The organism is Flavobacterium cupriresistens, assembly GCF_020911925.1.
GTDB lineage: Bacteria > Bacteroidota > Bacteroidia > Flavobacteriales > Flavobacteriaceae > Flavobacterium > Flavobacterium cupriresistens.
Map to the genome: position 1 here is coordinate 1,132,276 of NZ_CP087134.1, position 19,282 is coordinate 1,151,557.

The 19,282-nt window shown below is 36.0% G+C and carries 20 protein-coding genes; 1 reads left to right on the forward strand and 19 read right to left on the reverse strand.

Annotated elements, in window-relative coordinates; translation table 11 throughout:
• Positions 1–13: 13 nt before the first annotated feature.
• The 18 genes from LNP23_RS05025 to flxA all read right to left on the reverse strand — a co-directional run bounded on the left by LNP23_RS05025 (position 14) and on the right by flxA (position 16,903).
• Entirely contained in the window at positions 14–691 is a 678-nt protein-coding gene (locus LNP23_RS05025; RefSeq protein ID WP_230004155.1) for a hypothetical protein, read from the reverse strand.
• Positions 691–1,833, reverse strand: coding sequence for a beta-ketoacyl synthase N-terminal-like domain-containing protein (locus LNP23_RS05030; protein ID WP_230004157.1), 1,143 nt, complete (start codon positions 1,831–1,833; stop codon positions 691–693). Before LNP23_RS05030 ends, LNP23_RS05025 begins: the two co-directional genes overlap by 1 nt.
• Before the next feature lie 559 nt (positions 1,834–2,392).
• Positions 2,393–2,842, reverse strand: coding sequence for an acyl-CoA thioesterase (locus tag LNP23_RS05035; RefSeq protein ID WP_230004159.1), 450 nt, complete (start codon positions 2,840–2,842; stop codon positions 2,393–2,395).
• A complete protein-coding gene (locus tag LNP23_RS05040) occupies positions 2,817–4,100 on the reverse strand; it encodes an ABC transporter permease (RefSeq protein ID WP_047774723.1) in 1,284 nt (427 codons plus the stop codon). Before LNP23_RS05040 ends, LNP23_RS05035 begins: the two co-directional genes overlap by 26 nt.
• Positions 4,090–4,842, reverse strand: a complete 753-nt coding sequence (locus LNP23_RS05045) for an ABC transporter ATP-binding protein (RefSeq protein ID WP_117610275.1) — start codon at positions 4,840–4,842, stop codon at positions 4,090–4,092. The genes LNP23_RS05040 and LNP23_RS05045 overlap by 11 nt, the downstream gene beginning before the upstream one ends.
• 6 nt (positions 4,843–4,848) lie before the next feature.
• The gene (darH, locus tag LNP23_RS05050) at positions 4,849–5,847 is read right to left on the reverse strand and encodes a BtrH-related acyltransferase DarH (protein WP_230004161.1); all 999 of its coding nucleotides are present in this window, start codon (positions 5,845–5,847) and stop codon (positions 4,849–4,851) included.
• Positions 5,847–6,251, reverse strand: coding sequence for a flexirubin biosynthesis protein DarG (gene DarG, locus LNP23_RS05055; protein WP_047774726.1), 405 nt, complete (start codon positions 6,249–6,251; stop codon positions 5,847–5,849). Before DarG ends, darH begins: the two co-directional genes overlap by 1 nt.
• Positions 6,252–6,277: 26 nt before the next feature.
• Complete coding sequence (locus tag LNP23_RS05060; protein ID WP_047774728.1) at positions 6,278–6,742, reverse strand: hotdog family protein; 465 nt, start codon at positions 6,740–6,742, stop codon at positions 6,278–6,280.
• A 7-nt stretch (positions 6,743–6,749) separates the two neighbouring features.
• Positions 6,750–7,181 carry a hotdog family protein gene (locus LNP23_RS05065; RefSeq protein ID WP_047774729.1) on the reverse strand — a complete coding sequence of 144 codons (432 nt, stop codon included), beginning with the start codon at positions 7,179–7,181 and terminating at the stop codon, positions 6,750–6,752.
• Positions 7,181–8,314, reverse strand: a complete 1,134-nt coding sequence (darB, locus tag LNP23_RS05070; protein WP_230004163.1) for a dialkylresorcinol biosynthesis protein DarB — start codon at positions 8,312–8,314, stop codon at positions 7,181–7,183. The genes LNP23_RS05065 and darB overlap by 1 nt, the downstream gene beginning before the upstream one ends.
• A gap of 16 nt (positions 8,315–8,330) precedes the next feature.
• Positions 8,331–9,233 (reverse strand): NADPH-dependent FMN reductase family protein, encoded by a 903-nt coding sequence (locus tag LNP23_RS05075; RefSeq protein WP_230004164.1) that lies wholly within the window; start codon positions 9,231–9,233, stop codon positions 8,331–8,333.
• 32 nt (positions 9,234–9,265) lie between these two features.
• A complete protein-coding gene (locus tag LNP23_RS05080; protein ID WP_230004166.1) occupies positions 9,266–10,915 on the reverse strand; it encodes a phytoene desaturase family protein in 1,650 nt (549 codons plus the stop codon).
• 72 nt (positions 10,916–10,987) lie between these two features.
• The gene (locus LNP23_RS05085) at positions 10,988–11,869 is read right to left on the reverse strand and encodes a lysophospholipid acyltransferase family protein (protein ID WP_230004168.1); all 882 of its coding nucleotides are present in this window, start codon (positions 11,867–11,869) and stop codon (positions 10,988–10,990) included.
• Positions 11,869–12,123, reverse strand: a complete 255-nt coding sequence (locus LNP23_RS05090; protein ID WP_047774738.1) for an acyl carrier protein — start codon at positions 12,121–12,123, stop codon at positions 11,869–11,871. Before LNP23_RS05090 ends, LNP23_RS05085 begins: the two co-directional genes overlap by 1 nt.
• 4 nt (positions 12,124–12,127) lie before the next feature.
• Positions 12,128–13,351, reverse strand: a complete 1,224-nt coding sequence (locus LNP23_RS05095) for a beta-ketoacyl-[acyl-carrier-protein] synthase family protein (protein WP_047774741.1) — start codon at positions 13,349–13,351, stop codon at positions 12,128–12,130.
• 19 nt (positions 13,352–13,370) lie between these two features.
• Positions 13,371–14,102: a flexirubin biosynthesis SDR family reductase FlxB gene (flxB, locus tag LNP23_RS05100; protein WP_047774742.1), complete on the reverse strand. Its 732-nt coding sequence runs from the start codon at positions 14,100–14,102 to the stop codon at positions 13,371–13,373.
• A gap of 31 nt (positions 14,103–14,133) precedes the next feature.
• Positions 14,134–15,345 carry a WG repeat-containing protein gene (locus tag LNP23_RS05105; protein ID WP_230004170.1) on the reverse strand — a complete coding sequence of 404 codons (1,212 nt, stop codon included), beginning with the start codon at positions 15,343–15,345 and terminating at the stop codon, positions 14,134–14,136.
• A 37-nt stretch (positions 15,346–15,382) separates the two neighbouring features.
• Entirely contained in the window at positions 15,383–16,903 is a 1,521-nt protein-coding gene (gene flxA, locus LNP23_RS05110) for a flexirubin biosynthesis tyrosine ammonia-lyase FlxA (RefSeq protein ID WP_230004172.1), read from the reverse strand.
• Between the two features lie 101 nt (positions 16,904–17,004).
• Between flxA and LNP23_RS05115 the strand changes: the two genes are divergently transcribed.
• Positions 17,005–18,249, forward strand: a complete 1,245-nt coding sequence (locus LNP23_RS05115; RefSeq protein ID WP_047774747.1) for an NAD(P)/FAD-dependent oxidoreductase — start codon at positions 17,005–17,007, stop codon at positions 18,247–18,249.
• Between the two features lie 332 nt (positions 18,250–18,581).
• On the opposite strand, the gene LNP23_RS05120 is transcribed toward LNP23_RS05115, so the two are convergent.
• On the reverse strand, positions 18,582–19,187 hold the full coding sequence (locus LNP23_RS05120; protein WP_047774748.1) for a hypothetical protein: 606 nt from the start codon (positions 19,185–19,187) through the stop codon (positions 18,582–18,584).
• Positions 19,188–19,282 lie beyond the last annotated feature (95 nt).

Here is a 19,282-nt window from a genome sequence, read left to right on the forward strand (position 1 = left end):
AACTAGATTGGTTTTATGAAAGCCAAGTAGGAATGATTTTTTTGATTTTCCATTTTCCAGATTTGTTTTCAATTAAAATTAAAAAACCTCTTCCGCATTTTCCACCACCACAGGAGGCACTGGCAGATAATATTCCTTTAGTCTTTGTTTTATTAAACTGAATTCTTGAAAATCCAACAGCTCCAACAGGCAAAGAATTAGGGGTGTCATTTAAATCCCAAAGATTTACAGCAGGAAATTTTGATAAAAGTTGAAAATCAAATTTTTTATTATTCTTAAAAGGAGTTAAATCAAATTTAAAACTTTCTGCTTCTTTTAAAGTATCATAATTGTATCCTGAAGGATTAATCTCTTTGAGAATTATTTCCGTTTCCAGTGGGCTAATTTTTGTTATAAGATCAGATACACCAATTAAAATTCTTGCTGTACTATTTTTGATGCTATCTTGATTATGCCAGTATTCTTTTAATTTTTTATGAAAGCCAGTAGTGTCTTGCTTATTTGTTTTGAAATCAATTCTTGGTGTTGGCGGAGGAAGCATAGTTCTTCGATCCATATATATAGAATCAACGATTTCTACAAAGAGACTATTGATTACATCCTCTTCAAAAGGGCGTGCATCCACTTTTTTTTCGCATCCGAAAAAGGAAAGCAAAACAGCAAACAGTACTATGAATTTTGCTCTTTTCATTAATACGTCACTTTTTCAAAAACTACAGCCGTATTACAACCTCCAAAACCCGAAGCTGTTTTTAGAAAGTAATCAATGTTGGCTTTTTCATTTTTTGCAATGATATTGATGGATTCGCTTACACCCAATTCATCATACCCTTTCGATTCAAAGAGTATATTTTGATTGGCAGATTCAATAGCAATTACTGTTTCTAATAATCCCGACGCACCCAGCGTATGTCCGTAAAAACCTTTTAAACTATTTACAGGAGCATTCTGCAGACCTAAACGGTTCAATGCAATGGCTTCCATCTCATCGTTAAACGGAGTAGCGGTTCCATGTGCTGAAATATAATCTAATTTTTCAGGATCTATTTGTGCTTCTTTTATAGCATTTTGGATACTTCTAAACAAACCTTCCCCGGTTCTTGATGGTCCGGAAATGTGATTGGCATCGTTTATTGAACTGTCTCCAAGAACTTTTATTTTAGCATTTTTATTTTGCGTCGAAAGTAAAACAGCTGCAGTTGCTTCCCCTAAACTTACTCCGGTTCTGTTTTTAGAATACGGTTTGCAAGGGGCATCACTCATGGCCTGAAAAGCATTAAATCCGGACAAAACAAATTCAGAAACTTCGTCGCCCGCTACCACAAAAATAGTATCGTAAAGCTCCGATTGAATTAATCTTTTGGCAACGGAAACAGCTAAAATTCCCGAAACGCAGGCATTTGAAACGACAATGGGTTGTGTTTTAAATCCGAAGAAATCAGCAACATTTTGTGCTAAAACATCTAAATGGGCGTTTTGAAAACTGGTTTCAGAATCCTCTTTTAATGCGGTAACATTTCCTTTTGTGGTTGAAAGGACAAAAGCTGTTTTTGAATTTAGTTCAACGCTTGAATTTTCGATAATGGGTTCTAAAGCCAAAATCATCATTTTTTCTAAGCGGGAATATTTTTTGTCAGCACTAATTTTTTCAAAAGCGCTGTTTAGTTTTTCATTATTTATGATGGAAGCATAAAAGGGGACAGGCATCAAAGAAGAATCTTCGTGCTGTTGAATGCCCGTTTTACCATTCACCAGCGCATCAATGTTCGATTCGACATCAAATCCTAATGGGGTGATACAATTGGTTGCGGTGATGTATACTTCTCTTATCATGGTGTATTTTTATTCCTGCAAGGTTTTTAAAACCGTGTAGGTATGCGTTTAAATTCCTAAAACCTACAAGGTCAGAAAAAGACCTTGCAGGACTGGGATGTATTATTTTATCAATCTCGCTTTCCTTTTCTTCATAAAAAGGCGTTTCTCTTTTTTTTAAATTGACATAACGCTATGTGTCAAATTATGATTTGTTATGTATTCTTCTTAGCGCATTTTAAATCCTATATTTCTATGTGTTAAATTTTTTAGCACGCAGATTAAGCAGATTTATAGCGTTACGTTTTATGGCTTTTTACAGTTACTTTTAGATTTTATAGGATGTATTATTTTATCAATCTCGCTTTCCTTTTCTTCATAAAAAGGTGTTTCCTTTTTTTTAAATTGACATAACAGTATGTGTCAAATTATGATTTGTTATGTATTCTTCTTAGCGTATTTTAAATCCTATATTTCTATGTGTTAAATTTTTAGCACGCAGATTAAGCGGATTTATAGCGTTACGTTTTTATGACTTTTTAGAGTTACTTTTAGGTATATTTTAACCTCGCCGATCCGATTAAAGCAACAAACCTACTTTCCTCTTCCATTCCTCATAAAACGGAGGATTGGTCAGCATTAAATTCCCTTCTTTATCTAAAAATACCTGAACGGTTTCTCCGGTGCAGGCAATTTCGCCTTTGGCGTCAATTATTTTAAAACGATAAACCATTTTGGCAGCAGGAGTGTCTACTACCGTTGTTTCTATTGTTACCACATCGCCGTAACGAAGTGATAATTTATGTTCACATTTTGATTTTACAATCGGAGTCGTATAACCCGTGTTACCAATGTCCAAATACGTAAGTCCGTGTTGACGACCAAAGGCTTCTCTTCCGTCTTCAAAATAGGTAATATAATTGCCGTGCCAAACGATTCCAAGCGGATCAGTTTCGTTAAAACGAATTCTGATTTCATGTGAAACGGTTAGCGCAGAAGCTTCCTTAAACTGTTCTTTTCTTTTTGTCATAGAATAATGCAATCGAGGTTGTGATGATAAAAAACAAAAACAATAAACTTATTTTTGGAATGATTTCTAATAGAGTTACGTTGCGTAATAAAACATCGTAAAAGGCTTCCAGTCCCCAATTCATAGGAGACGATTTGGCAATAAACTGCATGATTTTGGGCATTGCAAAAACAGGAACCCAAACCCCGCCAATGGCAGCTAAAATGATAACACTTGTTGCGCCAAAAGGAGCAGACTGTTCCTGAGTGCTGGCAACAGTACCCAACAAAATTCCGAATCCGATGGCTGCAAAACCGGAGAATAGGGCAACAACACTCATTAATAGTAAATGGCCTTCAACATTTAACGGAGGCAGACCAATATGCGGAAATAAGAAAATAGCAACAGCCACCATCATATAAAACTGAATCATGCAAATAGCAGAGTAGGTGATCGTTTTGCCTATGATAACAACCAAATTAGAAACCGGATTGGTTAACAATCGTACAAAGGTTCCCTGTGATTTTTCTTTTACGATATTAATAGACAACGGAATTACAATAAAAAATATTGCAAAAAGAGTCCAGGCAGGAACGTTATGTTGTACTGAATTCGGACGAACTTCTTTGTTGTTGATTTTCGGAATTATTTCCTTGAAAGTAATGAAACTCTTTTGCTCAAATTTAGCGCTGCCTTCTCCCAGCTGACTTTGAAAAGTAGTGTAAATAGATTGGGTTTCGATTTGTGAAATCATCTTGTCAATCGAACTCATCACCGCATTTTTGAAACTCATCTGAACCGCCGGATCAAAATACAATTTGACTTCTTTTTCTTTGATGACTGTTGCAGTTTGCGGAGCAGCAACACTGTCTGTTAAACCAATACTGCTTACAATATTTTGTACGTTCTGATCAATTTTGGCCTGTAGATCGGTGCTTAATTTTGCCGGAATTACAATAGCCAATTGGTATTTTCCTTTGTATACATTTTCTCTGGCAATGTCTTCGGTAATAGGTTTGTTGTCGATTTGAGTTACAACGGTAAACAGATTGCTCTTTTCTAAATTGTCAAAAACGGTTTTAGACACAGCTCCTTTATCTTTGTCTACGAGTAAGATCTGAATTTTAGTGTCACTAACCGCTTTAAACGTACTGTCTTGTATTAAGGTTACCGTGATGACAAGGACCAATGGCATGATAAACAAAATAATCAAACCACCTAAATCGCGTTTAAGGAGTAAAAATTCTTTTACAACCGACATCCAAATTTTATATAGCATCTCTTAAGTTTTTACCGGTTAATGAAATAAAAACTTCTTCGAGATTTCTGGCTTCAGCAGTTGAAGCGATCAGGCTTGACGGGGTGCCTTGCGCGTAAATTTTGCCTTGGTCTACAATAGCAATCTGGGTACAGAAATCTTCCGCTTCAGCTAGATGATGGGAGGTATAAATAATCGTTGTTCCATTTTGATTCAGGAACTTCAAATAATCGATTATGGCATTTTTAGATTGAACGTCAACACCAACGGTTGGTTCATCCAAAAACAACACCTTTGGATTGTGCAGTATTCCCGCAATCAGATTGACTCTTCGTTTCATTCCGCCCGAGAAAGTTTCGATGCGTTTGTCTGCAAATTTTAAGAGCCCCAAAAGATCTAAAGTTTCAACCACTTTGTCTTTGAGATGTGACCCTTTCAAACCATACATACTACCAAAATAATGCAGATTTTCTCTGGCAGTTAGGGTGGGGTATAAAGCGTATTCCTGAGGAACGACACCAATAATTTTTTTAATTTTTGAGGCATGATTCGCATAGTTCAGCTCCTGAATGGTAAAATGACCTGATGTTGGTTTTACCAATCCGCAAAGCATGGAAATCAAAGTTGTTTTTCCGGCACCGTTTGGACCTAATAATCCAAAAATCTGGCCTTCGTTTATGTTCAACGAAAAATCATTCAAAGAATACAATTCTGCATCTTTGTACTTTTTCGAGAGGGATTCTATTTTAATTATGGGATGCAAAATAGTTTAGCTGATTGCTTTTTTTAGTTTTTTGAAAAATACTTCTTCTCTGTTGGCAATGTCCAAAAGTTCATCGGCAATGGTATTGTAGGCGTCTTCTTTGGCGCTTCTGTTTTTATAAATTCGGGAAGCTTCTACGGCAAAATCACGCCAGGAATCTCCAATCTGAGTCATTTCTTTAGAGAGTATTTTCAACTCTTCATTGTTTAAAATAACCGAAGCTTCTTGTAAAAATGCGGCATAAATAAAACGGAAACCACCGCCTCCGGTACCAATCTCTTCTTGCATTCGTACCATTTGCGCCAGATAATGATTGGCCTTTTTAGTACCGTGTTTTACGGACCATTTTCTAATTTGTCTGGACACGAATTTAATACCGCGTACCCCGACAATTGGCATTGGCGCCAACATATCACGGCACGTATTCTTGATTCCCTTAAGGATAGCACTTTTAAGATCTACCTCTTTTGGAATCTGAATCGGATAGTACATTTGTCCTCTTGGAGCAAAAGCGCCTTTTGCAAAACGTACTTTGTCTAATTCGTCATGCGTTAGCGTCGTAACGGTTTCCATTACAGGATCGCTAATTAGATAATCGGTTTCGGTTTTTCCGTAAACGACTAAATTATGAGCGTTAAAATGAAAACGATATTCGTCAGGAAAGTAACTCAAATGATAAACACCAACTTGTAATCCGGTTGGAATATTGTTTTTTAAGTTCGCCTCTAAAGCCGCATTTGCGTTGGTAACAGACGAGAATTTTTGTCTTTTTATTTTTAAATTTAGACGGCTTGCCAGTTTATTAAAAATTTGCCCGGGTAAAGTTCTGTAACTTATGGCCGGCGCATGATTTACTTTTATAAAGGGAAGATATACAAAGAAAAGTCCGGAGCCAATACCAAAAACCATCGGTTCGCTGATGTTCAGTCCGTTATTTTTTAACAAATTCGAAGCTACTCCATTCTCACAATGAGCAGATTGATGATGTGTAAAATTAGTTTGCATTAGTCTGTTTTGCTATTTTTTAGTTCGGCTATTGAAATGTCAAAAGCGTCGGCATATTTCTGTAAAAGGGTATCGCTTAATTTTGCGAAAACGGCTGGTTTAAAATGTCTTTTTACACGCCATTTCCACATTCCGACATAACTGGCAAGGATCGTGAGGTCCATTTTGTTCAATTCCATATAATAACAAATCGGACTGACTTCTCCAGCTTCCACCTGTTGTTTTGCTTCAGCAATTCTTTCGTTAATATCATCAATAGAATTAGAAAGGGCAATTGTTTTGGGCTCCCAACCCGTGCTTAAAGTCGTAGTATAATTACCATTTTCATCGGTGGCATACAGTAATTCTTTGAGGTTGTTTTGGGTTAAATTGCCTTTGTCTTGTGGTACTTTTTCTTTTTCCATGACCGTTTGGTTTTCGATTGAAATGATTATAATACAGTCGAAATTGTTTTTTGAATGAACAAATTAATTTCGCATTCTAAAAGTATTTTGTCTTCAACTAAGCTTTCGCAGCTCATTGTGCATAAAGTGTAATCGTCGCCTTCAAACTTGGAAACCAGATTTGCTCTGGTAACAATGCTTTGTCCAACGTTTGGTAACGAATGGATTTTCAGGTTTTTTATGGCGCTGATAAAACCAATTACATTTACGTTTTCGTTTTCTGAACCGTCATCGGCAAAAAAATATTTTTTCCCTACAATAGACGAACAGGTTTGTGCTGTATTTTCGATTAAACCGGCTTCAATAAAAGTATTGTTCGCCACAAAGATATTGTCTTCTTTGATCAAAAATACGGTTTCTACAAAACTGGCATTTACATCCAGAATTAAATCGACCATAAGCATAGGTGCCCGGTGTGGTAAATAATTTTGAATGTCTACTGCAGTTCTCATACCAGTATTATTTTGCCAGGACCGTTTTCATCTGTCCGTTGGCGATTTCTTCGTTGTTCAGAGTTGTTACGATTTCGACCAAAGTGATTCCTGCAAATTCCTGTATAATGGTTACAGTCGATTGAATCGTATCATTGATTTTAGGTAACTTTTTAATTTGAATTTCTTTGATGGAACCAATATAACCCGTTGGAGCTTTTTGGTTTTTCAAGAAAAAATCATATCCGGTATGCAAGGCTACAGATTGCGCCATATGCTCAATTAAACCTGCTTCCAGAAAAGTATTTTGATTAAAAAAGATATTGTCGTCTGTAATATTTAAACCCGAAACCAATGTGTTTTCGGTAAACGAATACATTTTATCTACCATTACAAAAGGAAACTTTTGTGGTAATAAATTCTCGACAGCTTCTTTTTCTAAAAGTAAAGTTGTGTTCATTAGCAAACGGTTAAATAAGCATAAGCAAAGGAGAATCTTCCGCTTTCGGGAACAGATAAAAGAATGCGGTCTCCTTTTTTCAGGTTTCCGGAATTCATTAATTCTTCCAAAGCCAGGTAAATAGAGGCAGAGCCCACATTTCCTACTCTTGAAAGATTCATAAACCATTTCTCATCCACCATTCCGATTCCTCTTTCTGTTAGTCCTTTTTTTAATCCTTCGACAAAAAAGTTAGAAGAAACGTGCGGAATAAAATAATCAATATGGTCAGCGGTAATGTTGTTCTTGTCCATGGCGTCTTTCATACTCTCGGCTCCTTTAGAAAGAATGAATTCATCCAGTAATTTCACATCCTGTTTGATGGCAAAAACAGATTCGTTTAACCATTCTTCAGGCGCATAATCACTCCATGATTTGATTTCACCATTTTCTAATTTATCACCTCCGGCATACATGCAGGTCTCTAATTCGTAAGCATACGAAAAAGCTTCCATCCATTCTATCTTTAGTGAAATTGGTCCTTGAGGTTTATTTTCTAATAGAAAAGCACCAGCTCCATCAGACAACATCCAGCGTAAAAAATCTTTTTTGAAGGCAATGATAGGTTGTTCTTCCAGATTTTTCAGATTGGTTGTTTCGTGATTGTATTTTTGAGCTAAAAGCCAGGTAGATACTTTTTCTGATCCTGTGCAGATAGCATTTTTTGAATTTCCTGATTTTACCGAAAGAAAACCGAATTTTAAGGAATTCATTCCGGCACAGCAAACACCCGTTGACGAGTTTAATTCTACTGATTTGTTTTTTAGTAAACCATGTACCATTGCCGCATGTGAAGGAAGAAAAAGATCCGGTGTTGAGGTTCCGCAAGAAAGTACTTCCACATCTTGAGCCGTAAAGTTCTCGTCAAACAGTTGTACAATAGCGTTTTGAGTTAATTCGGCATTGCTGTGTGTACTTTTTCCTGTTTTGTCAACTGCGTAATATCGGCTTGTAATTTTATTATTGCGCAAAATAATACGTCTTGCTTTTGAAGCGGTATCGTTGATAAGGCCTAAAAAGCTTTCCATTTCGTCATTTGAAACGGCATCATTTGGCAAATATTTTGCAGCTTTGGTAATATATACTTCAAACATAATCTAATTTCGTCTTCTAAACTCCCTGATAATATTGAGTTTCTTTTTTTATGGTATTTAACTTAACGGGATAGGTAATAAGGTGCAATATATATACTATTGGCGAGATTAACCAGATAGCAAGGAATAAATAAACATTAAATAGCTTTAGCAGCATTTTTCTGTTTTTTTGATTCTTATAAATCAGGTTTGACCATTTATTGAAAATTTTATTGGCTGTTTTGTCAACGGTTACCAGGTACGGACTTATTTTGACTGCGCCAATAGCTACCAATTTAGGTTGTAAATCGGCTAGATTGTTCTGGTTAAACCCAGAAAGCATAAGCGTTCCGAACTTATCTGATTCCTTAATATCTTTATCGGAAACTCCCGGTAACGGGAATATACCCAAGTATTTTTTCTTTACTCCGGAGAACATCCATTCTACAATAGTGATTACACTGATTAGATTTCCAACACGGTCAACTAATGCTACATTTCCGACCAATTTTGCATTCGCTTCCTGTAACAATACCTTGATTTTTTCCTGAGCCATGATCCACATATTTCGGGAACCGCTGATGGTTATTACGGGGGTGTTGTTTAGTAATTTTTTGGCCGCATCACTTTTCAAAAATGAATTTATCGGAATTGAAGGGGATAAATACCAGACTTGATAATGAAATAATACTAAGTCAAATTTGGTGTTTAAAATTTCTTCCGGTACCGGTTTTAATGCGGTTGGGATTTGTAGAAAAGTTTCCGGGAAAGCATCAAAAAAGGAATTTTTATCCCAAGGAAAGGGGAATGGTTTTTCTAACTGTATTTCATGAAATGTTACCTTTATCTCTGCTGAATTTAAGAATGGTTTTGCGATATTTTGTGCAATCTCTTCCAATTGTCCAGATTGGGAATAGTAGATAACAAGAACATTTTTCATTTTGGTTTTGTCTTTGGTTCTCGCAAAAGTAGTTAATTTTTTGGAATGAATTTTCGGATTTTATCGGATCGTTTGGTATGCACCCATTCCGGCCATGTTGAAGCATCTTCAGCATCATAAATTCGTACTTTCTGATCGACATCTTTCAGTAATAAATCATCCGATTTACATTCTAAGATTAATGCCGCGGCTGCGATTCCGGAATACGTGGCACCACTAACACCATGTGATAACGTACAGGCTCCGCAAAGAAACAAATTAGCGATCTCGGTTTTATTTTTATAGCTAAACGGCCCCACCTGATTCAGTGTTTTTTCCGTTCCGTAAACATTTCCTTTTGTCGAATTAATGTAGAATTCGTTGGTTTTTGGTGTTCCTAATTCGGCCTGAATAATATGTTGTTTTGCATTAGGGATTATTTTTTCGACATTGTTCATCAGTTTATTGGTGACTTTTTCTTTGAAGACTTTATAAGCTTCATTGTGATAGTCTTCTAAACCGTTAAAATCGTCTAAATGCTCATAATTGACATAGGTGACAATTTCGAAATTATGGTACCTTCCATTAAAACTTGCCGGATCTTTGAGTGTGGTGCAGCTTATAAAAACGGCAGGGAATGAATCTCCTTCTGCAATGTCATTGTTCATTAAATCTTCAAAATTGGCATCGTCATTTTCATCTTTCATCATCCAGATATTTCCCGAATCAATTTTAAATTGAGTAACATCAATATCTAAGGTCAGAAATAGAATCAATGAGGTGACGGAGTATTTTGTTTTATCAAGTTTCTTGAGAAGGGATTTGCTGAGGTGCTCCTTGTCAATTAAATTTAAATAGGTAATAGAAGGATCAGCATTCGAAATAATATTTTTTGCCCATAGCTTTTCACCATTTTCCAGTTCAATGCCAACGGCTTTTTTATCTTCGATTATGATTTTATGGACGTTTTGCTGTACGCGAATTTCACCTCCATGTCTTTTTATTCCGTTTGTCATTGCTTTTACGATACCGCCACCGCCGCCCATTGGATAATAACCGCCATCAAAATAATGACTCATCACGGAACAGTGTACTGGAAAACAAGCCCGGTTTGGCGGAAGCCCGTGATCCCCACATTGAATATTAAGAACTGCTTTTAACATCGGATCTTTGACATGCCATCCGACTACTTTTTTTAAAGGGAATAATGCGAATTTTCCAAAATGTTTGGTGCGAAAGGGCACTGTTATTTTTTGCCACCAGCCTTGTAATTTTGGAATTAGCTGAAGTTCTGTACTTACTTTTTCGACTAAGGAAAGATATTCGTTTATGTTTTTTTCTTCAGAAGGGAAATGGGAGGAAAGGGTTTCTTTAAGATTGTCAATTCCTGCCGGGAGATTAAAAGTTTTATCGCCGATTAAACAATGTTCATAGGCTTTTTTATTCATTCGAAAAAAAACCAGATCATTGGCAATTCCTAAACCACGATAGAGTTCATTGGTAGAGGCTCCTTCCTCAAGAAGTCCGACATAATGTACACCGGGGCTAAAACGTTGTCCGTTTAGCGTGAAACTGTGACTCCAGCCACCCGGAACATAATGTTGTTCGAGAATCAGAACTTTTTGTCCGGCTCTTGCCAAACAAATACCAGTTGCTAAACCTCCAACTCCGGAACCAATGATAATCGCGTCGTATTCTTTCATGTTTTGTTTTAAGATTTCTTAAAAGTAGGAAAGAATGCCAATTATAAGTGGAATGATGCTGTCTTTTATTGTTTATTTTTCAGAGCGCTTCCAAAAATCAAAATAATTAAACCATTGCAAAGGGTATTGCTGTATAATTGTTTCGACACTTTGTACGTATTCTTTGAGTAGGGCTTTTTCGTCGCGATGTTTTACAGTAGCTTCTCTGGCGTATAAATGATAATGTAGGTTGGGTTCCTTCATTACATAAACAAAAACCACCGGAACTCGTAAACGGGAAGCAATTAAAAAAGGACCGGCAGGGAAGTTGGCCTCTTGTCCAAGTATTTTTTCGGAAAGTGATTTGGTGCCTTCAAAATAGCGATCACCGGTAAAACAAACCAATTCGTTATTTGCCAAAGCTGCATTGATCTCAAAAATATGAGACAAATCGTCTTTGATGATAATAAATTTTACGGTTGGTTTTTGAGTAACCGTTTCCAGATATTTTTTAATATGGGAATGTTCCAAATCTGTAGTGACCAAATTAATCTGGAAATTAAGATCGATATCGCCCAGAAAGTGTTCGGCGATTTCAAAATTTCCAACATGAGCACTAATCAGTACACCCCCTTTTTTCTCGGCTAAAAGTTGCTTCAGAATTTCTATTCCATCAAACTCATAGGTGAATTTATTCCGCATTCCTGCAGAAATAGCTACCTTATCAATAATGGTTTGTCCAAAAGTATAGTAACTTTTGAATACCATTTTTTTAGATTTGAAATAGGAATAGTCGAGCCGTTCTTTAAAATAATAAGAGATGGCCCGATTGCTTTTCTTTAGAAACAGAAAATAATAGGAGGCAACAAAATAAAGTAAGATATAGGCCGATTTAATCCCCGCTTTTTGTATTAAAAAAACGAATATTTTATAGCCTAAAACGGTGCCTTTTGATTTGCCATCCCATTGACTCATTAAAGGGCTTTCGCTTTTAATTTGGCTTCGATAAGATCGTAGAAATTTTGAAAAGTAGCGATTCCGACGAAATCAGCTTCTACTAGTTTTACACCAAAATTAGATTCAATAGAAACCACTAAATCTACATAATCTAAACTATCCAGACCAAGTGTATCTTTTAAATTAGCGTCTGGTTCAATGTCATCACTATCAACCTCAAATTCATCAACCAAAAAACTATTAATTTTTTCTATTATTTCTTCTTTATTCATCACTTCATTTAAACTTTTTAACTACCAACGCAGAGTTGGTTCCTCCAAACCCGAAGGAATTGGACAAAAATATATCAAATTTTTTGTTTAACGTAGTTTTAACTAAATTTAATTTTGAAGCATCTTCGTCAGGATTTTCTAAATTGATGTTTGGAGCAATAAAATCGTGCTGCATCATTAGAATAGAGTAAATTACCTCGCTTGCTCCTGCCATCCAGCATTCATGACCCGTCATGGACTTGGTTGAGCTAATGTAGGGATTTTCTTCTCCGAAAACTTCAAAGATTGCTTTGGCTTCATTTTCATCTCCAACCGGAGTTGAAGTGGCATGTGCGTTTATGTAGTCAATATCTGACGATTTTAATTTTGCATCGTCAAGTGCGCGTTGCATCGCTGTTGATGGGCCTTCGACATTTGGGGTAGAAATGTGTCCTCCGTTTGAAGAAAATCCATAACCGGCAACTTCTGCAATAATAGTTGCTCCACGGGCGATGGCAGATTCATAACTTTCCAGAATTAAAGTGGCACCTCCACCACTTGGGATTAAGCCGTCGCGACCGGAATCAAAAGGTCTTGATGCTTTTGTCGGATCATTTTCACGGGAAGAAAAAACACCTAAACCATCAAAACTGCTCATGGCGTATTTGTTGATTTCTTGCGCTCCTCCGGTGATAATAATATCCTGAAAACCACTTTTTATTAAAAAATAGGCTAGTCCAATAGAGTGAGATCCACTGGCACAGGCGGCACTTATGGTAAGATTGATTCCTCTCAATTTAAAAATAGTAGATAAATTCATTGTTACCGTAGAATTCATCGATTTAAAAATGGCGCCGGAACCAATTAAAGCGGTGTCTTTTTTCTCTCTGATAATATCGGTGGCATCAATAATAGCTTTAGAAACACTATCGTTTCCGTACATGATTCCCACTTCACGAGTGTCAAAAAAAGCATCGTCTATTTGGGCATTTTTTAAGGCTTCAATAGTGGCCATATAGGCATATTCGGTTTCTTCACCGATGCTCATACGTTGTCTGCGCGACAGTAAGTTTTTCAGATCGGCTTTAGGAACCATTCCTGTTAAGGCCGATTGAAAACCAAATTCTTTTCTTTCAGGGTCAAACTGAATGCCTGATTTTCCATTGTATAGGGACTCTTTTACTTCATCTAAAGAAGTTCCGATACAAGAATAAATTCCCATTCCAGTAATTACAACTCTCTTATTCATCGTCTTTCAAAGTAATTTTTTAAGAATAAATTCCTCCGTTTATATTGATAATTTCTCCTGTAATGTAGCTCGCTTTTTTTGAAATCAAAAAGCTTACCAAATCTGCTACTTCTTCGGCTTCGCCAAAACGATTTACCGGAATTAGCTTCAGTAATTCTTTTTCGTCTAACTGACTGGTCATATCGGTTCTGATAAAACCCGGTGCTACTGCATTTACAGTAATGTTTCTTTTGGCAACTTCCTGAGCCAAAGCTTTGGTTGCCGCAACAATTGCTCCTTTTGCAGCCGAATAATTGGTTTGTCCGGCAGTTCCTTTTACTCCCGAAACCGAAACTATATTTACGATTCGGCCATATTTGTTACGCAACATTTTCTGAATGAAAAACTGAGTAACATTAAAAAAACCGTTTACACTGGTGTTCACAACTCCGTTCCAGTCTTGTGGAGTCATCCACATAAAAAGACCGTCTTTTGTTATTCCGGCGTTGTTTACTATTGCTTCAACAATTGCTTCAGGATTGGCTTCCTGCCATTTTGTTAAAATGTCTTGTACTTGTTCAAAATCAGAAACATCAAAGCCTAAAATTTCGCCCGTAGCTCCTAATTTTTGTATTTCCTGAAGTGTTTCTTCGGCAGCCGTTTTATTAGAATGATAATTAATCAAAATATGATAATTGGCTTCAACGGCTAATTTTTTACAAATAGCGCTTCCAATTCCTCTTGATCCGCCTGTTACTAATACACATTTCATTTAAGTAATTTTTATTTTTTATAGGTCGATGTTATCGCTTTTTTTTATTTACCGGCTTTGCTGCTGGTTTTGTTGCTGGTTTTGGTTTTTCAGCTGCGATTTCAGTCACCTCTTTTTTTTCTGTTGTATTTGAAAATAGTTCAGCGTTTTCAAACCATTGGTTGCCTAAGACAGTTCCGTCCGGTTTTAGAAAGCCCCATTTTCCTTCATTTTTTACTCTTGCAAAACCATCAATAAATCCTTTGTCCTGTTTGACAAAAAGAGAAATAATGATTCCGTTTGAAGTAATAGCATATTGGGTTGGAATGACTAATTTTCCGCTTTCATTGATGAACCCCCAGTTTTTTTCTTTTACCGGAGCGAGCCCATTTGAACTGAAAACTTCTGCATCAGCATAGGTTGGCGGAATAATAAATTCTGCTTTTGGATTAATGTATCCCCATTTTGATCCTACCGCAACAGGAGCTAAATTTTTTGAGAATGCTTTTGCTTTATCGTAAATAGGCAAAATGGCCCAATTTCCTTTTAAGTCAATGAATCCGATTTTTCCGTTCTTTTTAGCATAAGTTAAATCTTGTGTGTCAAAGTCCCAGATTTTTTCGACACCCTCAACCGGAGTAAAATTTCCGCCACTTACGACTCCGAAAGTTTTATCTTTTCTTGCCCAGGTTGTGTTTTTAAAATAATTGCCTATTTCGTCGTAGGCAGGTTCTATTAATTCCTTGCCGGCAGTATTAATGATACCCCATTTTTTATTGCTCTCAACTCTTGCATAACCATTTTCAAAAGGTTTGATCTGATCGTATTTTGGTTCTAAAACAACCACCATTTTTGAATTGATCAATCCTACTTTATCATTTTGTCTGATAAAAGCAACTCCGTCATTAAAATCAAATAATTTCTCTGTAGCGGGTGCTTGTTGAATCTCTCCTTTTGTATTGATGTAAACCCAATCCTTCTCTTTTTGTACGATTGCAATTCCGCTGTTAAAATCTTTAACCCCTTTATAATCGGCAGGAATTACCCAGGTACCTTTAGTATCTATAAATCCCCATTTTCCGTCTTTTTCTACTGCGGCCAGGCCTTCAGAGAAACTTTTTGCTGATTTGTACTGGGGTTCGATGCGCAGTGTTCCGTCCTTGGAAAGATATCCAATTTTTGAACTTTTCTTGACTAAAGCCAATTCCTGACTATTAACAAACTGAATAAATAATAACGATAAAAAAAAGAGTGACTTTTTCATAGGTTTAAGATTCAAGATTAATAATATGGTATGCGGTTTAACTCTCGATCAGGTAATCTTTTACTTTTTGAACAAAAGGATACATTACCTGATCCTCTTTAAATTCCGGAATAATATTTCGAACATCATCGTACCATTTTTTAGTAACAGATGAAATTTTATCTTTTTGCCCCAGGTAATCGATCGCCTGTACGATTGTAATCATTTCGATACTTAATACTTCAAAAGCATTTTCGATTACTTTTGAGGTAATTACAGCAGCATTTGTTCCCATACTCACAATGTCCTGATTGTCGTTGTTGTTCGGGATACTGTGAACATACATTGGGTTGGATAACATCTGACTTTCGGCAGTTGTTGAGGTAGCGGTAAACTGCACACCCTGCATTCCGAAATTAAATCCTAATGTCCCTAAATTTACGAACGGAGGAAGAATTTCGTTGATTTTTGAATTTAACAAATAATTCAACTGACGCTCTGCCAACATCGTTAATTTGGTAATTACGATTTTTAATTTATCCATTTCAAGCGAAATATAATCGCCGTGAAAATTACCACCGTGATATACGTGTTTGTTTTTTACATCGATAATCGGATTGTCGTTTGCCGAATTGAATTCGTCTTCCAAAATCGAAGCAACATTATTTATAGTCTCTAAAACCGGACCAAGAATTTGAGGAACACATCTTAAAGAGTAATATTCCTGTACTTTTTCTTTAAAAATTTCTTCGGTATTTTCTCCGGAGTATAAATGATCTTCTCTTTTGCGGATCAAAGTACTGTCCGAAAGATTTTGTCTCATTCTTTTAGCTACTTCCTGTTGTCCTTTATGACGTTTGGTCTGATTTAATTCTTCAGAAAAATGGTCGTCGTAGGCCTGAACTAATTCGTTTATCGCACAAGAACATTTTAAAGACCAGTCTAGTAATTTAGAAGCGTGGTGTACATTTACAACTCCAATTCCAGTCATTACCGAAGTTCCGTTGATCAAAGCAAGTCCTTCTCTGATTTCTACCTGGATTGGTTTTAAGCCTTCGATTTCGAAAACTTCCTGAGTTGGTCTTCGGTCTCCTTTATAAAAAACTTCTCCTTCTCCAATTAAAACTAAAGCCAGATGAGACAATTGTACTAAATCTCCACTGGCACCAACACCACCGTGTTCGAAAATTAATGGGGTAATATCTCGGTTAATAAGTTCTGCCATTAAGTGAATTACAGAAGAATGAACTCCGGAATTCCCTAATGATAGTGTATTTAATCGGGCTAAAATAGCTGCTTTTGCACACACAGGACTCAAAGGTTTTCCGGTTCCTGAAGAGTGGCTTCTGATTAAATTATATTGCAATTGAATCTGATCGGATTCTTTGATTCGGTATTGGGCCATTGGTCCAAAGCCTGTATTTACACCGTATATTACTTTGTTTCCTGAAAATTCTTTTAGGAAATTAAAGCTTTCATTTATTCTATTTAAAACAACATCGCTAACAACAACTTTATTATTTCCAAAGATAATAGACTCAAATTCTGCTAAACTTAAATATTCATTAATTGTATTCATTAAACCGGTTTTGATTGTGCTAATTTAATTTTATTTATCAAAATAAATGTGGTTATTTTGATGATGGCAAATGTAAGTTAATAAATCATAACATTTCTAATATGACAAAGGAGTTTGTAGATGTTTTAATCATAGGCGCAGGACCTTCAGGATGCGTTTCGGCATCGTATCTTCATAATAATGGCGTTAAGATAAAAGTGGTGGAAAAAACAAGATTCCCAAGACTTGTTGTCGGGGAGAGTCTTATTCCGCGTGTTATGGACCATTTTGCAGAGGCAGAGCTTTTTGAAAGTCTTGACAAAATGAATTTTGAAAAGAAACTAGGGGCTCGTTTTATAAGAGGAGAAGAAATTTGTGTTTTTGATTTCAGTAAAAAATTTGGTGAAGGTTGGGATTGGACCTGGCAAGTGCCAAGAGCTGATTTTGACAACACTATGGCGCAGGAAGTAATTAGAAAAGGAATTGATCTGGAATTTGAATCGGAAGTTTTGGAAGTTTCTTTTGAAGGGAAAAATTCTAAAACAATTGTAAAAGATAAGGATGGGAATTTAAAAGAAATTCATGCTAAATTCATTATCGATTCCAGTGGATACGGACGTGTTTTGCCAAGACTTTTAGATCTTGATACACCGTCAAAGTTAGATCCTCATTCTTCGATATTTTCACATGTAAAAGATATAAACAGACCGGAGGGAGAGGAAGGAACTTTAATTTCGTTTGATATTTTAGAAACCGAAGTTTGGTTGTGGGTTATTCCTTTTTCTAACGGAAATACAAGTTTAGGAGTTGTAGGTCCAACCGATTTTATTAATGCTTTGTCAGAGAACAAAGACAATGCGGAGGCTTTACGAAACGCCATTCAGCTTTCGGACTATTACATACAAAGATTTAAAGGGACTGAATTTTTGTTCGAGCCTGTGAAGTTAGAGAATTATTCCAGAGCCGTAAAAAAAATGTACGGTGATGGTTTTGCGTTGACGGGAAACAGCTCTGAATTTTTAGATCCGGTTTTCTCTTCAGGAGTTGCTTTTGCGACAGAATCGGGAATGTTGGCGGCTAAATTGTATCTCAAAGAATCGAAAGGAATTGAAGTCAATTGGGAAGTAGAGTTTACAGAATATATGAAACGCGGAATTGGTGTTTTTACCACTTACGTGAAAGAATGGTATACCGGAAACCTACAGACTTTATTTTTTCATCAGCCCGAGAATCCGGATGTGAAAGAAAAGATTTGTTCTGTTCTGGCAGGTTATGTCTGGAATGAAGAAAATCCTTTTGTAAAGAAACACGACAATGTGATCAAGAACATGGCGTATCTTTTGGATCGGGAAAAAGAAAGTAAATAATTTTTGTGATACTATAATATAAGAAGAGGATGCCAATGGCATCCTCTTTTTTTGTTTAGAGAGGTTATACTTTTTTCATCACCCTTCTTTTTAAGCCTGTATTTCCCAACTTTTCGCTTTGACGATCTCGCAAAGGCGCAAAGTAGCTAAGTTTTTTTTCTGCTTTTTCATTAAAACTTTGCGACTTTGCGACTCTGCGAGATTTTTACTTCCTCACAACTGTTGAACTTGATCCTTATTTTTCAAAAAGGTAAAAAGGAATCATAAAAAAAGGGATACCATTATAGTTTCCCTTTTGTGTGTTTTTCTGAAGATAGTACAGATTCGAAATCTTATCTGTATGCTTTTTTCAACAACATTTTAGACAATGATTTTGCTGTTTTGGCATAACCTTCTCCAATTCTGGATTCGTTACTATAGTTGTTTCCCCATTGGTCTCCTGGAGCTTCGTCACTGGTGATTTCAAGTAAAACTTTTGATTTATTTGCGGTTTCAACAAATCTTAAATTGGTAGTCACTTTTGCATGTTGTTTCATGATACCGGCATCCCAACCCGGATAAACCCAAATAGTTTGTACAATTAAGGTATAAGGTGTATTTAATCCTTCTTGAAAATTAACGTCTTTTTTATCTTTTACTAAAACAACATTGGCGATCTCTAAAAATTTTGGATTCCAGATTAATTCTTTCGCAGAAACCCATTTCTTTTTCCAAATAGTACCGGTTCCTTTTGTTTTTTCATTTAGATCTGCCTCTCTTTCTGCAACATACTGCGCTTCAGATTTTTTTTCTTTCATCATAGTAAAATTACTATAATCAAATTCAACGTTAATTTCTTTCTGATCTTTTAAAAAATCAAAATTTCCCTGTAACACGTTCATGTCTTGAGAAAAGGCCATTCCTGAGATAAGGAATAATGCAAGTATTAGTTTTTTCATAAAAAGGGTGTTGTTAAAGCGCCAAATGTAAATAATATTTTACTAAAATAGTAAGGTAATGTAAATAAAAAAAGAGATGCAAAAAACATCTCTTT

Excerpts from the sequence above, each read along its gene's own strand:
- LNP23_RS05025 (WP_230004155.1), bottom strand. The coding sequence starts at position 691 with ATGAAAAGAGCAAAATTCATAGTACTGTTTGCTGTTTTGCTTTCCTTT.
- LNP23_RS05030 (WP_230004157.1), bottom strand. The coding sequence starts at position 1,833 with ATGATAAGAGAAGTATACATCACCGCAACCAATTGTATCACCCCATTA.
- LNP23_RS05035 (WP_230004159.1), bottom strand. The coding sequence starts at position 2,842 with ATGACAAAAAGAAAAGAACAGTTTAAGGAAGCTTCTGCGCTAACCGTT.
- LNP23_RS05040 (WP_047774723.1), bottom strand. The coding sequence starts at position 4,100 with ATGCTATATAAAATTTGGATGTCGGTTGTAAAAGAATTTTTACTCCTT.
- darH (WP_230004161.1), bottom strand. The coding sequence starts at position 5,847 with ATGCAAACTAATTTTACACATCATCAATCTGCTCATTGTGAGAATGGA.
- DarG (WP_047774726.1), bottom strand. The coding sequence starts at position 6,251 with ATGGAAAAAGAAAAAGTACCACAAGACAAAGGCAATTTAACCCAAAAC.
- LNP23_RS05060 (WP_047774728.1), bottom strand. The coding sequence starts at position 6,742 with ATGAGAACTGCAGTAGACATTCAAAATTATTTACCACACCGGGCACCT.
- LNP23_RS05065 (WP_047774729.1), bottom strand. The coding sequence starts at position 7,181 with ATGAACACAACTTTACTTTTAGAAAAAGAAGCTGTCGAGAATTTATTA.
- darB (WP_230004163.1), bottom strand. The coding sequence starts at position 8,314 with ATGTTTGAAGTATATATTACCAAAGCTGCAAAATATTTGCCAAATGAT.
- LNP23_RS05075 (WP_230004164.1), bottom strand. The coding sequence starts at position 9,233 with ATGAAAAATGTTCTTGTTATCTACTATTCCCAATCTGGACAATTGGAA.
- LNP23_RS05080 (WP_230004166.1), bottom strand. The coding sequence starts at position 10,915 with ATGAAAGAATACGACGCGATTATCATTGGTTCCGGAGTTGGAGGTTTA.
- LNP23_RS05085 (WP_230004168.1), bottom strand. The coding sequence starts at position 11,869 with ATGAGTCAATGGGATGGCAAATCAAAAGGCACCGTTTTAGGCTATAAA.
- LNP23_RS05090 (WP_047774738.1), bottom strand. The coding sequence starts at position 12,123 with ATGAATAAAGAAGAAATAATAGAAAAAATTAATAGTTTTTTGGTTGAT.
- LNP23_RS05095 (WP_047774741.1), bottom strand. The coding sequence starts at position 13,351 with ATGAATAAGAGAGTTGTAATTACTGGAATGGGAATTTATTCTTGTATC.
- flxB (WP_047774742.1), bottom strand. The coding sequence starts at position 14,102 with ATGAAATGTGTATTAGTAACAGGCGGATCAAGAGGAATTGGAAGCGCT.
- LNP23_RS05105 (WP_230004170.1), bottom strand. The coding sequence starts at position 15,345 with ATGAAAAAGTCACTCTTTTTTTTATCGTTATTATTTATTCAGTTTGTT.
- flxA (WP_230004172.1), bottom strand. The coding sequence starts at position 16,903 with ATGAATACAATTAATGAATATTTAAGTTTAGCAGAATTTGAGTCTATT.
- LNP23_RS05115 (WP_047774747.1), top strand. The coding sequence starts at position 17,005 with ATGACAAAGGAGTTTGTAGATGTTTTAATCATAGGCGCAGGACCTTCA.
- LNP23_RS05120 (WP_047774748.1), bottom strand. The coding sequence starts at position 19,187 with ATGAAAAAACTAATACTTGCATTATTCCTTATCTCAGGAATGGCCTTT.